Source organism: Chitinophaga sp. 22308, assembly GCF_052045305.1.
Classification (GTDB): Bacteria; Bacteroidota; Bacteroidia; order Chitinophagales; family Chitinophagaceae; genus Chitinophaga; species Chitinophaga varians_A.
The window spans coordinates 146,514-161,421 of record NZ_JBQEOP010000012.1; the positions used below are offsets into that span (position 1 = coordinate 146,514).

General features: G+C 44.8%; 14 protein-coding genes. 4 read left to right on the plus strand and 10 right to left on the minus strand.

Annotated elements, in window-relative coordinates:
- Positions 1–258: 258 nt before the first annotated feature.
- A complete protein-coding gene (locus tag ACTJJS_RS33185; protein WP_440668308.1) occupies positions 259–696 on the plus strand; it encodes a hypothetical protein in 438 nt (145 codons plus the stop codon).
- Here ACTJJS_RS33185 and ACTJJS_RS33190 read toward each other — a convergent pair.
- From ACTJJS_RS33190 to ACTJJS_RS33210, 5 genes are all read right to left on the minus strand, one after another.
- Complete coding sequence (locus ACTJJS_RS33190; protein ID WP_440668309.1) at positions 687–1,214, minus strand: hypothetical protein; 528 nt, start codon at positions 1,212–1,214, stop codon at positions 687–689. The two genes, ACTJJS_RS33185 and ACTJJS_RS33190, sit on opposite strands and share 10 nt — an antisense overlap.
- A 21-nt stretch (positions 1,215–1,235) precedes the next feature.
- Entirely contained in the window at positions 1,236–2,099 is an 864-nt protein-coding gene (locus tag ACTJJS_RS33195; RefSeq protein ID WP_440668311.1) for a HEPN domain-containing protein, read from the minus strand.
- Between the two features lie 55 nt (positions 2,100–2,154).
- On the minus strand, positions 2,155–3,393 hold the full coding sequence (locus ACTJJS_RS33200) for a hypothetical protein (protein ID WP_440668313.1): 1,239 nt from the start codon (positions 3,391–3,393) through the stop codon (positions 2,155–2,157).
- 459 nt (positions 3,394–3,852) lie between these two features.
- Complete coding sequence (locus ACTJJS_RS33205; protein ID WP_168873186.1) at positions 3,853–4,278, minus strand: helix-turn-helix domain-containing protein; 426 nt, start codon at positions 4,276–4,278, stop codon at positions 3,853–3,855.
- 17 nt (positions 4,279–4,295) lie between these two features.
- Positions 4,296–4,829, minus strand: coding sequence for a hypothetical protein (locus tag ACTJJS_RS33210; RefSeq protein WP_440668314.1), 534 nt, complete (start codon positions 4,827–4,829; stop codon positions 4,296–4,298).
- Positions 4,830–5,067: 238 nt separating this feature from the next.
- Here ACTJJS_RS33210 and ACTJJS_RS33215 point away from each other — a divergent pair, with 238 nt between their 5' ends.
- The 3 genes from ACTJJS_RS33215 to ACTJJS_RS33225 are packed head-to-tail and all read left to right on the plus strand — an operon-like array spanning position 5,068 to position 10,267.
- The gene (locus tag ACTJJS_RS33215) at positions 5,068–5,646 is read left to right on the plus strand and encodes a TlpA family protein disulfide reductase (protein WP_440668316.1); all 579 of its coding nucleotides are present in this window, start codon (positions 5,068–5,070) and stop codon (positions 5,644–5,646) included.
- Positions 5,647–5,680: 34 nt separating this feature from the next.
- Positions 5,681–8,887 carry a SusC/RagA family TonB-linked outer membrane protein gene (locus tag ACTJJS_RS33220; RefSeq protein WP_440668318.1) on the plus strand — a complete coding sequence of 1,069 codons (3,207 nt, stop codon included), beginning with the start codon at positions 5,681–5,683 and terminating at the stop codon, positions 8,885–8,887.
- Between the two features lie 15 nt (positions 8,888–8,902).
- Complete coding sequence (locus ACTJJS_RS33225) at positions 8,903–10,267, plus strand: RagB/SusD family nutrient uptake outer membrane protein (protein ID WP_440668319.1); 1,365 nt, start codon at positions 8,903–8,905, stop codon at positions 10,265–10,267.
- A 59-nt stretch (positions 10,268–10,326) separates the two neighbouring features.
- Here ACTJJS_RS33225 and ACTJJS_RS33230 read toward each other — a convergent pair whose 3' ends face one another.
- The 5 genes from ACTJJS_RS33230 to ACTJJS_RS33250 form a co-directional block, all read right to left on the minus strand.
- Entirely contained in the window at positions 10,327–10,572 is a 246-nt protein-coding gene (locus tag ACTJJS_RS33230) for a hypothetical protein (RefSeq protein ID WP_168873181.1), read from the minus strand.
- 21 nt (positions 10,573–10,593) lie between these two features.
- Positions 10,594–11,346 (minus strand): hypothetical protein, encoded by a 753-nt coding sequence (locus tag ACTJJS_RS33235; protein ID WP_440668321.1) that lies wholly within the window; start codon positions 11,344–11,346, stop codon positions 10,594–10,596.
- 23 nt (positions 11,347–11,369) lie between these two features.
- A complete protein-coding gene (locus ACTJJS_RS33240; protein ID WP_440668323.1) occupies positions 11,370–12,215 on the minus strand; it encodes a hypothetical protein in 846 nt (281 codons plus the stop codon).
- A gap of 95 nt (positions 12,216–12,310) precedes the next feature.
- Positions 12,311–12,826, minus strand: a complete 516-nt coding sequence (locus ACTJJS_RS33245; protein ID WP_440668325.1) for a hypothetical protein — start codon at positions 12,824–12,826, stop codon at positions 12,311–12,313.
- A gap of 271 nt (positions 12,827–13,097) precedes the next feature.
- The coding region (locus ACTJJS_RS33250; protein ID WP_440668327.1) for a hypothetical protein at positions 13,098–14,908 on the minus strand (1,811 nt) is incomplete at its 5' end.

The following is a 14,908-nucleotide window of genomic DNA, read 5'->3' on the forward strand; positions in this document are numbered from 1 at the left end:
TAACTTTATGTAACAATAGTATTCACCGCAAATGCTGTGCAAGAAGGACTTTTGACTTACAGCAAAAAGGAAGTTAGTAACAGCAAATCGGAAATTTTTTTTACTGCTATTTACCCTTACCTCTGTTTCATTAAATTTCGGCAGGATATAATCTTCAGATAAATCACCATCGGGGCCGAGGTGGATAAATAACCATCTGATTGATGGCTACAAGCATAGTTTTTGTATACAGGTAGGTATACCATAAATTTTCCCGATATGGATACAAACAATAATGATCTTCCTGAAGGAGCAATTTTGTGGAGAGGGAGCAAAGAGGAATTTATAGAATTTGTACTTATAGTGACCGACTACAGTATATGCGCCAACGACGACCTAAGTGGGTTAAACAGAATGCGATTCCTGGAACTGTCTGATGCGTTGGGAGATATACTGGTGAAGTTTTTCAAAGTGGACATTTCGCCTCATACTAACTTTAAGGCGATGCGTGAAAACACCAAACTAAACAACCGCTTCACAAAACGAATAATTCGCATCATGAAGCGGTTGAAGGAAGACGAAAAGTTCTTACAGCTACTTGAACAGAGAGGCGTTATGCCATCAGCAGAGTTCGTTACCGAAGAAGTAGTAAAATGGAGCAACGCTGAAAAAATTGCCTCCTTCTTGTGGCTGTACTTAGATAAATTTCACAAATAAAGCAAGCTCAGTAGGGCATCTACACACATAAAGAAAGAAACTGCTCCATTTAAATGACCACGATCACCTTTTTCCAATGTAATGACACATTCAAACATCTCAACCAGTTCGGCCTTTGCATAGAGTCTCTTATACTTTTTCGAGAACAGTTTTAATACTGCGTCTGGATTTTTCTTTTCATCCTTAGACAAAACAGAACACTTATTGCACTTCTTCCATATCTTTTTATGTTCGGAAGGTATGCGCTCTAATTGTTTTTTCTTATGCTTACTTAGTACGTAAAATGCCTCTAGTACTTTCTCCAAATCCTCACAAAAATCAATCAGCATTCGGCGCTCTTTGCCACAATCATACAGGCTAATATTATTTCCTAATGCAGCATACTTCCAATACTCAAAATGGTGTTTCAGGCCATCAAGGTCATAGTCCCCGAAAACCGTTTGTAGGATTTTCTTCGGTGACCCTGACAGACCATAGACCAATGAATATTCCTTGATATTATAATCTTCTTTGTTCATGTGGGAACCGAATTTACAATTTTATCGAATTTCAGGAGCTTCAAGCAGGCCCGATGTACCGGCATCGATTAGTATACTCAATGCCAATTGGGCTTTTTCCCTCAACTTCACTACACTGGTGAATGGAGGTGTGAAGTCATAGGCATACCTTGCGCCGATATATGCCTTCTGTAGTGTTTCGAGCAGCTTCCTGTTGTCCGCCTGGTCAACGGGGAACAGGTCGAGCATACGGCATGTCACTAACCCGGCATATCTAAGCAAACGATCAATATTATGCGTATCTACGACAAAACCGCTTCCTATCAGCACCAGCGTTTTAAGACATTGCTCAAACGCTTGATGTATCATGAAACTAGCCATCTCACTTTCTTCACGGGCAATATACAGGTCTGCACCTGCCAGAAATTCCTTAACGCGGTGAACAGTTTTCTTGTATTCCTTTTGACCATCCCGCGGCACTTTCATGTTTATCTCATTCAATTCTGGCAACACCACATTTCCTGCATCATAGAAAACAGTACCGGCGCTATGAACCGAAGTTGCAAATATGTTACCGTCGCTATATTTTTCTACAAAGGGAGACAGCTCTGTTACGATAATGGTAGTTCTCGCGATATGACCACATCGCTGTTCTAAAATATCCTCCCATTCGCCCATTCTCCGGCCTTCAGCATCCCTTATGACTACCAGCAAAAAATAATCCCCTGTGTAATGTGATGCAGGCGATTTACTGTTGAATATTGTTTCCGTTCGTCGCTGGTACAATGATGAACCCAATAAGTAAATTAACTCTGCGGAAACTGACCCGGTGATGATCCTTACAAGTTCGGGTTGTATATTTTGGAACAAGCTATTATGAGTAGTGTATAAATTAAACGGTCGCATCTGTAACTATAATTTAATGGTAATTGTGGGGTGTATGACCCATTAGAAAAGCACGTTAAACGATCGCATATTTTTCTGCTATCGGCTTCAAAATAGTTTCTCGCAGCTCTTTAAAATGTTCTTTATAAGCAGTGATGCAACCCGCCGATGCCAGCCACTGTACAATCGCAGCATCCCGACAACTATCAAACATATACACAGTTCCTTGATGGAGCAACAGAAATGGACATTGCACATCATAGTTCTTTATCACCTTTCCTTTTATTTTTATCTCCATAGATACCTGACAAGTCTCTTTTGTATTGGCGGTTTTAAAATACACTTCGGGCTTATCCATAGAAACAACAATTTTTCTTGCGTGGCTCTTTGATGGTCTTCTTTTAAACTCGCGGAAACCATAGTACCTGTATGCATAAACGAACACTTCATTATTTAATAATGGAAATATGCCTTTCCATTCATTAAATGCTGCCTCCATACTATCATTCCATTTGACCCAATGACGATAATTATTGTCCTTTGCGAACGTTTCCGACTTCTCATGTAATAGTCTGCTTCTAATTATCAATTCATGTTGAAGCACACTGATTGACTTCTCGGTATTTTCATCGAGGGATGGCAGAAACTTCGTCCACGACATGATCTTATCGTTCCCCTTTGTTGGTTTTCCGGAAGCCAAATAAACAAAAGGAGGTTGTTTCCCTGAATGCGGCAACATCAATAAAAAGGCGATTGCGTCCCGCTTTTGTACTTGTTCAGGCTTCCTTCGTTCAGGTGGTCTTTTCAATGCCAGTATATCATCCAGCGCCATAGGAAAAACGGGACTATCGAAAGGGAAGAGTGTCATAAGCTCTTTTCGTTTCACTAATTGAATACCTCGCTCGCTCTCTATTTTATCAAATCCCTGTTGGTACTTAAAAGCTAGATCAAATTGGCGATTCGGCAGCAGTTGCGAAAAATACTTTTCACCATACCAACCGGTGATTATCTCAACTGTTTTGCAGATATGAACACAAACACCTGGTCGCGCCTCTTTGCAACTACAAGTCGCACGCAATTCCTCGCCTGCTGCCCGGAATCCTATATAATACTGACCTAGCGGCAACGTACACTTCAGCAGAAGCTGATGATTTTTGTATTGAACGAATTTTAGTGCGGGAGCTTTCAGTGCGTTTGCCTGTTTGGGATCTGCGCAGTCCTTCATCAGTTGCCTGAAAGAAATAGCCTTTTCTTGGGTAAAAGGTATTGCCACCTCCTTCGTCCTGGCTTTTGGTAGTGATTTTGTTGTAACCATAATTTCGATTTATCACAAATCACGGAGTTCTCAGACTGAAAGCCGAATTTTCATCTTTGCTTTTTACCGGTTTACAGTTGACTTTTACGCACAATGGATTATACTGGCTTAGATGAGAGCAGAACGTTTTCGGTTATTAAGATCAGTTAGGAAACTTAATCAGAAATAGATTACTTGAATTAATCGATAGAAAATGGTGCCAACAAAGGCTGGCCTATTGAGAGAATCTGCGAAAATTTCGAGGGAAAATTATAAAGGAATTTTCAACTGTAATCGGAGTGCCTATACAGGCACTAAGCAAGTCGATTCAGGAACAAAGAAAATAATAAAGCCGATGAAACAGAATACATACACACTTAACGACGAAACCCAAATTCATAGAAAGATTGATGAGCTAAATCACCGACTTTATACTAGTCAAATTAAACTTTAGCAAATGCGTCGATCAATAAAATAATGCTACTTCGAGGTATTTTTTGCTTTACCAGCCTTCTCAGCATTCTTTTGCAGCACCTTCTCATAGATAGACGCATGTTCCGCCGCCAGCTTTGGATCATAACCGTAGTTGTGATTCACTGTTTGTGTGCAATGACTTCCAAATGTCGCATTCTGCGCACTATTGTCATAGAAATTGTAACTGATCTGCATAATAGACTCCCTTGATAACGACCTAAGCCCCTCCAGCGTAAAACCGAGAGCTTCTGCTATTTCAGCCATTTTCTTATCATCTACTTTTTCCTTCTTTTCAAGTCTTGAAATCAACTGTTTACTCACACCTATCAAATTCCCTAATTCTGTCTGGTTTTTGTTTCGCATGGCTCGTGCCATTTGTATGCGGACACCATCTGTCATTGGCTTGGTTGTATCAAAAAGTTCTTTTTCCATATCGATTTATTAAAATACTATTTGGTAGAAATTTTTTCTAACAGCGTTTGCAATTTATTCATAAGCTCAAGGTTGTTCTCTACAAGACGTGTATTGTGCTTTGCAAGCTCATCATACTTGCGCATCAACTCTTCGTGCAACTTCTTCATCTCGGTATTCCCATCATTCAGGATTGTGTACTTTTCTTTTTCACTTGCTACAAGACGCTCGTAAACATCAACCATCCTTTCACCAGCATTCACTATCTGCTGCCCAATTGAATAGGACTGATCGGTAAATGTGTTCTCTTTTACAACACAGATATTTCGTATTGCAGTATCAGCATCAAACTCCTTTATTAACCTGACATCAATATTGAGAGCTTTCGCTACTAATGTCAAAATATCATCCTCGATGACTTCCATTTGTTCGAGCCTGGAAACATCCTGTTGCCTTGCTCCCAAGTCCGAAAGCCTCTTTGCAAGTACATCCTGTTTCATGTCAATAGTTTTTCGGAACATCCGAATGTTCCTGCCATGATGAATTGCCGGGGTATCTTCTGTTATATTCATGATATAAATTATTTTTCGTTGATTATTAATGGTTTACCCAAAAGTAGTAAAAGTCAACAGTTTTGTAGTAAAAGTCAACCTAAAAATAAGAAATATACTGTTTACTTCCTATAATTTGCCTTACTCCGGGAGGAAAAGTGGCAAAATCTAACACACATAATAGAATACCGGAATATACCAAGTGGATTGATAGCCTCCCGGTTACTTTAAATCACTTTATAATACAATAGACACACGCATGAAGTACATTTTCTTCATCGCGCTGGCCGCCGTCTGGCCGGCACGTTATTCTTTTGCTCAGGATCTCCGCCCAACAGTGACACATCGGCTATCTGTAGGCGATACTGTACCGGACATTTCATTTACCCGTTGGAATGACAACAAAATTATCAAGCTCAGTGATTTTACCGGGCAGGTGGTGATCCTCGATTTTTGGGCGACATGGTGCGGAAGCTGCGTCCGAATGTTCGCCAAAAACGATTCACTGGAAACCCAGTATGCCGGACGGGTAAAATTTCTGTTAGTAAATAGCATCCGCTCTACCCAGGACAGCGCCCGCCACCTGACCGGCTTTTTCCACCGATGGCAAAAACAAAGGGGCCAACCATTCCCCCTTACTACTGTACCCTATGACACAACGGCATTCCAACTGTTCCCCCACATATTCCTGCCGCATTATGTATGGATTTCGCGTGACCGAAGAGTATTAGGCATCACAGGTTCAGAAGCAGTAACGGCAGCAAACATACGAACAGCACTACAAGGAAGGATTTTAACCGCGCCGATTAAAGGCGACCGATACGATACGGACAATTGACCCATACCATTTTTCACCAAAACACCTTTTCTAAATGAAATTGAATTTAGCAGTATTTTTCTTTTTCCTCAGTGCCGCTGCGTTGGCGCAATCCCCGGACCGCGTGGAGATCAAGGGGCGTGTTTACTCTAATGAGCAATTGCCGCTGGCTGGCATCTCAGTATCAGCACAGAAAAGCGGCTCCCGAACTATCACACGAAACGACGGCACATTCAGCCTGTCTTTGTCACTTCCCGATACCCTGCTCTTTACTCATATTGGTTACAGCCCACTCCGGATGCCCATTACAAGACAGGGGGAAGCCGTAGAGGTTACAATGAACATTATCGCTACAGAGCTTGCGCAGGTCACCATCAGTACTGGTTACCAGCTAGTGAAGCCCAACCAAGTCAACGGAGCATTTGCCGTTATCGACAACAAGATGCTGAACCAGCAGACCGGCACCAACATCCTCCACCGCCTGCAAAATGTTACGCCGGGCCTCAGCTTCAATCCCGGCTATGGCAATGCCAATAGCACCAACAACAAAACAGGTATAAACATCCGCGGACTGAGCACCATAAACGGCTCGCTAGATCCGCTGGTGGTACTCGACAACTTCGTATTTCAGGGTGACATTTCAAACATCAACCCAAACGACATTGAGAGCATCACTGTTTTAAAAGACGCGGCGGCAGCCTCCATATGGGGTGCCCGCGCCGGTAACGGCGTTATCGTCATTACTACAAAGAAGGGCCGTTATAATCAAAAACCAACCATTTCCATTTCTTCCGGTTTGATCGTGCAGGGAAAGCCTGACCTGTCCACTCTTCAAGACATGAGTGTAACGGACTACATGGGCCTTGAAACCTTTTTGTATGGCAAAAACTACTTCAACAGTGCGTTGAACCGCCGCTACGTACCTGTTCCGCAGTTGATCGAAGTACTGCAAAAGCGAAAGAATGGTTTGATTTCCGCAGCCGACAGCGCCGCACAGGTAACAGCATTACAGGCAAACGATAGCAAAGCCCAGTTTGAAAAACACTTTTATAGGCCAGCCGTTACGCAGCAATACTCCGTAAACGTGTCAGGTGGCAGCAGTAATATGACGTGGTTGCTGGCGGGAGCCTATGATCGCAGCATCGATAACCTTAGCGCAACCTTTGACAAGATAAACCTGCGCCTATCCAATTCCTTCAAACTTTCCAAAAAACTACAGCTCGATGTGAACGCATACTACACCAATAGCAAGGCTATGACCGGAAAGGAAAGTTTCAGCACAGTGGCCAGTATTAACGGCAGATACGCTCCGAACCTCGCGTTTGCTGACGCAGCGGGCAACCCGCTTTCTGTACCTAAGTATTACCGGGATAGTTATGTAGACACCGCCGGAGCTGGTCATTTATTAGACTGGAAATACTACCCGTTGGACGAATACCAGCAGCGGAGGGCCACCACCAAAACCGACGAGATCATCGCCAACATAACAGCCACCTACAAAATTCTACCATTCCTGCAGGGCAGCATCCTGTATCAATACCAGCGGCAGCGCACCGACCTGCAAAGCCTTTCAGGAATGAATAGTTTTGATACCCGTAATACCATTAACCTGTTTAGCCAGGTCAACCGATCTACCGGTGAAGTAACCCGAATTGTTCCATTGGGAGATATTCTCCATACAACGCTTACAAACAGGAGCAGCCAAAACCTGCGCGGTCAGCTTGATTTTAACCGGAGCTGGCAAGACCACAGCATAGTCGCACTCGCCGGTGCAGAGATACAGGAAATTGAAGCAGATAGCTACAAGAATATCTACTATGGTTATAATGCACGGCCGTTGTCTTACGCAAAGATGGACTTCATCAATCCATACCCTACTTTTATTACTGGCCGCAACCAGATCATTGCGGATGCCGGGCTGCCGAGTAGCACCACGAACCGCTTTGTTTCTCTTTTCACCAACCTGAACTATATCTACAAAGCGAAATACAGTCTTTCCGCCAGCGCGCGGCGCGACGGCAGTAACGCTTTTGGCGTTAGAACAAATGACAGGTGGAAGCCGCTGTGGTCTGCTGGTATCGGATGGGATATTTCGCAGGAACGCTTTTATAACATACAGTGGCTCCCGCAAGTAAAGCTCCGGGCCACATATGGAACCTCGGGCAATGTAGACCTTTCTCGCACGGCCCTGCCGGTGGCGGTGTATTCTGTAGATCCTGTAACAAACCTGCCAATTGCGACCATCGCCACGCTCAACAATCCGCGCCTGCGTTGGGAAACAGTTAAGCAACTGAATATCGGCCTGCAATTCTCGAATAGCTTCATTTCCGGCAGTATCGACTATTACCGCAAACAAGGCGCTGATCTATACGGGCCGATGCCCTATGATTATACGGCGTGGGGAGCGTCCAACGTTATCATCGCCAACGTCGCAGACATGCGTGGCAATGGGATCGATGTAATGCTGAACAGCAAAAACCTTTCAGGAAAGCTGAAATGGACTACCACCGCTATTTACAACTATGTAAGCAATAAGACTACGAAGTACTTCGATGAATCTGCCCAAACAATCAACACGTTGTTAAGTGGGGGCCGGAGCATCACTCCGGTGATTGGAAAGCCCCTGTATTCACTTGCTGCCTTCCAGTGGGCCGGCCTTGATGGAGAAGGTAACCCACAGGGATATTTAAACGGGGCCAAAAGCACAGATTACGCTGCGATGCTGGCTTCCACTTCCGGAAAAGGAGAGCATCAACCGAGTATCATATATGTTGGCTCGTCCATCCCAACGTCTACCGGCAGCCTGATAAACACGTTTGCCTATGCAAATTTTGAACTGACGGTGAACATCGCATACAAACTTGGTTATTATTTCCGTAAACCGGTTATTTCGTACTCTGGCATCATCTCCGGAACAATGGGCAAGTTAGAGTATGCAGATCGATGGCAGCAACCCGGTGATGAAAATCGCACCACTGTTCCTGCCTTCAAATATCCCGCAGACGGCACCCGCGATATGTTCTACGCCTACAGTACGATTAATGCCCTAAAAGGCGATCATGTCAGGTTACAGTATATCAACCTGACATATACACCGGTGCGCCCGTTCGGTATCGAATCGTTGAAGCATATACAGCTATACATCAACGTTGCTAACCTGGGCATCCTGTGGCGGGCCAACGACCGATGCCTTGACCCGGACTTTCCGAATGGTCTACCTACACCAAAAACCTTTTCCGCGGGCATCCGCGCATCACTTTAAACACACAATCGAATTATGAAAAACACCGCATATATACTACTCATTGGCTTATTGGGCGGCCTTCTCGGAGGCTGCAACAAATACTTAGAGGTGCAACCTGACGATACGCTGGTTGTTCCCAAAACCCTGTCTGATCTTCAGGCGCTGCTGGACAACACCAACCGCATGAATCTGCAACGGACACCGAATTTTTCAGAAGCATCGGCTGATGATTATTTTTTGCCGGGCAACCAGTTCGATAACATCGAAGTAGAACTACAGCGGATTTACACATGGCAGGTCAAAGACTATTTATTTCAAAATGACTGGTCAATAGCCTACGAGCCTATTTTCATCGCGAACCTTTGTCTGGAGCAGCTACAGGAAATTCCTGCCTCCAGTAACTTGTCAACATGGAATCAAATTAAAGGAGCATCGCTATTTTTTAGAAGTTACTATTACCAACAGTTACTATGGACATATGCGCCTGCATACGATCCCGCTACGGCTGCGAAAGATTGGGGTATCGTGTTGCGTAATACCTCGGATTTTAACGAACCAAGCCAGCGGGCCACCGTACAGCAGTCATATGACCGGGTGTTACACGACGCAAAGGAAGCAGCCGCCTTGCTGCCCGATTTACCTGCCCTTCCCATGCGGCCCTCGAAAGCGGCAGCATACGGCCTACTCGCACGGACTTTTCTTTCCATGCGCATGTATGATAGCGCGTATCAATATGCAGATGCGGCGTTACGGATAAAAAATGACCTTATGAATTTCAACGGTGACGCAGACATAAACGGCAGCATTACCGAACAAGTGCCGTTCCGCATGTTCAATAAGGAGATACTTTTCTATACAGAAATGGCAACAACCAATTACATAATAAATCCTTCCACCGTTGCCGTGGATTCAAACATAATAAAGCAATACAGCCCGCAGGATCTCCGGCTTATTGCGTTGTATACTCCTGTGGACAACGCCTACCACTTTAAAGGTAGTTATACTGGTAACGAGTGGCAGTATTTTACGGGCATCGCCACCGACGAACTGTTTCTGATTCGGGCCGAAGGTGCCGCCAGAACAGGTAAGCTGGAACAGGCAAAATCTGATCTACGGGCCTTGTTGATCTCCCGGTGGGATAAAACCTGCGCCCCTCCGGTGGTCGAACCAGCCAGCGCCATAGAAGCCATAGACCAGATTCTCGATGAACGTCGTAAAGAGCTTTACATGCGGGGACTTCGGTGGATGGACATAAAGCGCCTGAATAAAGAGGGCCGCAATATCACCCTACAGCGTAGTGTAGCAGGTAAGCTCTATAAGCTCCAACCCAACGACAAATATTTCGCATTGCCACTGCCAAAAGATATTGTGAGCAGCAATGTACCACAGAACCCGTAAGACAATCCGTTAGAACAGGGAACATTCTTTAACTGACATAGACCTACAACAAGGGCGGCTCAATGGCCGCCCTCTTTTTCTTCTTTACGTTCATTGTCTTCAACCCACTTCACCAGTGCATCCCAATATGCTTTTGGCAGGTCATTGCTGTTCGGATATGCGATCCACTGCCCTCCGTTAACCCTCACGATCTGTCCATAGTGAAATCTATTTACATTTACATGGTAGGAAGTGCCACCCGCGCCGTAAGGTTTTGACACCTCAACATTGCGCCCTTTTCTATCAATGAATTTTATCCCATCCATACACAAAAATTTCTACAACTGTTATTTTTCATTGTACGGGATATGGACTGATGTAGTCGGGTATCTGTCACCCTTGAACATCGCCACTACCTCATCTCGGGACTGCCCCCATTTATCGGATATATAGTGGAAATGAGGTTGGCCCCCTCGCCAGCTTTCTTCCCCCCTCAAACTTCTATATACTACGAAAAAACAATGCCACTCATTCCCTTTGTCCAGGAACTTCGCTACTACCACCCGCCTAAAATTCACGACCGCCCTTAATTGTCCTTCACTCATCGTCGTTTCGCCTGCTTTTTCAACAGTCCCATCTTCCTTAACATGGATAAATAGGGGGAGTTCATCTGGATCAACATTTTTCGGTAGTTGTTCTGTGACATAATTGCTGAAGGTATAACCATGCTGGTCATGCGCCGCAAAGAGGAACGCGCAAAGCTGGAAAGCGTCAAATTCAGTTTTCTTCATCAATTGCTCCTGCTCTTTCTTGGATTTTGATCCCAAAACCTGTAGCAACGTAGGAGGTATATCCGTTTTCAAAATCTTCTCATGAATCTCTTTCCAGTTCTCTTCCGCATGTTTCTCGTAAAAGGCTTCCGAAATGTCCTTAGCCAGCAAGGGATTCTTATGAAACAGCAATGCTTTATACAAGGCAATTGTCTTCTTCTTTTGCCAACCAGAATAATAATCCACAGGGTTAATAAACTCTACATCGCCACCCTCAAACCCTAAAACGAATCCTTTTCCGTCATCATCTGGAATAATTGTTTCTTGCATTTTAAGATACTATTTTTAAAATGTTATCGTGTACACATATCACTAACAAACACCAACAGGGAAAACGCCTTTAACGAATTTATTTCTGTCCCGTAATCAGTCGTTTCACCATGTAGTATACTGTGTCTGGTAAATGAAATCAGGTTAGGATTGCTCCGGTGCTTTTGAAATGCACCTTTATCGAGTAGCACCGAAAGGTATGCTACCTCTAAACTATTGACACTTGCGTGTGCATTCACCCATTTTGCAATCTGTGGCTCGAAATTCCTTGTCTTATCGTTGTCGAAGAACTTATACCCGGTCAATTCGCACGAGAGGCCGTCAATCTGCGCGAACACCACCGGCATAGAAGCGTAGTAAAGCCCCGCATTGTGTGCCTTAAATGCCTGGTCAATGGCATCAGATCTATTTGGGTGCCTATGACATACCCGCGCTATATCGCCAGTCAACTCCCGTTTTAGCACTTCAGCCATATAAACGTTCAGTTGGTTTTCAACACCAGATGCCAAAACTCGCTTCGCCCCCGCAACATCTGCCACGTTCATTCCCAAATTCAGATACCAGCCATATTGGGAAAGCTCTTGCAGCACCGGTGCCATATACGAAAAGTCTACATCCAGCGCCCGGCGGATCGTCTGAACCATTTCATCATGCGCTTCTGCTGCCTTCATGAACGAACTCTGCATCATTTTCTGAAACTCAGTTGCAGCATGGGAAATACGTTCCTGCATTTCTGCCATTTCTGCAAATCCAGCAAAATGCTTTTCTAATGCTGCAACCCCTTTCAACAATTCAGCGGGTTCTATCGATTTTCTTATTTCGTCACTCATCTTTCTGTTTCGATTTCTATAAATATACTCTTTTTCCATAATGAAACCCGCTTTTCACTATACCGGAAAGGTACAACCGCTATGGGAGTATGCCCTACAGCAAAAAGGCTACCAGATGGCAGCCTTTAATGTCGTTATTCTCTTTCCTCCGCTTTCCATCCATCGTCAGTCAGGGAAAATCGGGCCTTCTTCTTTTCAACACCTTCCAGCTTATAGTGAGAGAGGGCCGCAAACGGCGTATTGTGTAGATGCTCCACAGTATATACCACGATGGCCTTCCCGTCGCCCTCTGGCTGAATACTCTCGATCTCTTTAAAATGCAGTTCTCCCACCTTTACCCGCTGGATGCTGTACGTCTTGTCCTTTTCTGTTACAGGTAGCAAATACTGCGACCCTTGACCGGTGAACGTGATAAGGGGCTGCCCCGCATCGGCAAGCGATTGCGTCGTTGCTACTTTGATATACCCTTCATCCACCAGCTTCGTCTCCAGGGCACGGGCAGCATGTCTAGGGTCTGCGGTGAAAACCTCCCAATCTATTGTTTTCGGATATTTCTTTGTGATGATCTCAGCGGCTTTCTCTCTTGTCAATTCTTTAGACCCGCAAGACACCAGCAGCAATGCAATCAGTACATAGAAAGTTGTTCGCATATTTATCAAATTATTTTGTTCAAATTTAATGATTTTATCCGCGCCAAATCCGCACCCTACAAACGTTCTACGAATTTCTCCACACAAGATAAAAGAGGCTGTCTCAAAAGTAATCTGAAGGCACTGAGAATATCGTAAACGAAAACTCTCTCCACCAGGTACCCGGATAAAATTGGGTAAAAATTACTTTTGAGACAGCCTCATTAAGTTCGAAACTATCCGGGGAATTAGCAGGAAGAATAATTTATCCTGATAAGTTTAGTATGCCGGACTAATCCTCCGCCGGAGATACTTTCAACGGGCTACTTCCGAACTGCCCCAAATCCGTCTCCTTCATACGTTTAATCCACACATTCCTTCCCGGAAATGCTGCGTCACAAATATTATCGCCAATAGTTACATGCCGGCATCCATCGAGGTACACATTCACCTTACGGGAAAATGGCGGATACGTATTCGTATATATTATCTTGTTAGATGAAAACACCAGTGTATCTACGGAACGGGCGTACAGCAACGCATAATCGTAATGCTTGAAGGTATTACCGGTGATACGGATGTTGTGATGATATGCCGGAGAGACTGAATCTTTCGGAGTGATAGATGGTGTAATGGTAATAACTCCTTCTCCCCACTCGGAGGTATAACAGTTCTCAAAGACATTGTTTTCAATAGCTACATCCCTCACTGCACCTGATTCATAATACACGGTCCGGTCGCCTTCAATGAGGATGGCTGAGCCCGCAGTATTGAAGTAGTTATTGGATATACGTACTTTGCCTGGACTGGTTACCAGTATCCCCCTTGCGCGGTGGCGCTTCATCACGCGGCAATTGGTGATCTCCACATCCGGGTTCTTGTCTATATTTTCCAGCAGATCTCCAATTTTGAGTATACCGGTGATATTCTCGTTGAACTTAATCCGGTGTCCTGTAACATCGTCGTTTTCCAATTCATCCTCCTGCCCTACCACGGATAAAATCTGCCTGCGCTGCATGGTAGCTGTATCCACACGCCAGGCTTTTTCGCCCTGCTCAAAGCCTATGTACCTATCATGCTGCGCCAGCAGCACTTCATGATCGCTCAATACTTCGACTACCGGGGCATACATACTATGTATATTGACAAAATCATCGCCCGCGCCGGTTACCGTGCATCCGTCGATCACAATGCGGCCTTTACAACCACTAAAATGCGTGGCGTCGGCTACGGTACTGAATACACGATTTTTCTTTTCATTGGCTATGATATTCACCTGCTTCAGGGTGATGTCTTCACATTCGGAAGCGCTGACCCCAGCACTCAGGGCATGGTAAATGTTGATTTTCTCCAGCCACAGCCGGCTGCTCTGCATCAGCTGTATACCATCGGTGATGTAATAGTCGTGGTAAAGGGCAATCAGCGTTCCGCGCTCCGGCTTCCTTTCAAGCGGGAAATGCAGCCGTACCAACCCATTCTCACGCAATTCAGCCGTGGCGTTCCAAATTTCCCCCAGAGGATTATCGGTGGTCTCGTATACGAGGTCTTTATTACCTGCATTGAAGATATTGTTGTAATTGGTGCCAATCTTACTTCTCCATTCCTCTCCTGTAAAGTAAAGTGTATCGTTCTTTATCTCGTACGGATATTCGTTTTTGTCTATCTTCAGATCCAGAAAGGTGTCGCTGTATCCCACAATCTCCGCCTGCGAAATTAAAGGCCGGTCCCAGTCGATGCTGAAATTCCGGAGCGTTATATCCTTCGCATTCTGTACGTTGAACGCCATCATCTTTTCATGAAATACAAACTCCGATCCCTGACCGTCGATGCATACACCCGACCTGTCGCGGATCTCAATCCCAACGGGGGCGTCGGACAAATCCTCCCTATCTTTATTCGGACAAAAGTCGTACCTGCCACGGGGAAAAACCAGTTTCAGGTAGCGCGCGTTCCTGTTTTCTTTCAACAGCTTCCTGATCTCCGGTTCTACATTGACCCGGCTGTCAGGATGGATGCCATAATCTGTTACGTTTATCTCAACAGTATCCTGCTGGCCAAAACACGAGCTGTTAAGGACCAGTAGTAAAAAAGATATCAATGTAA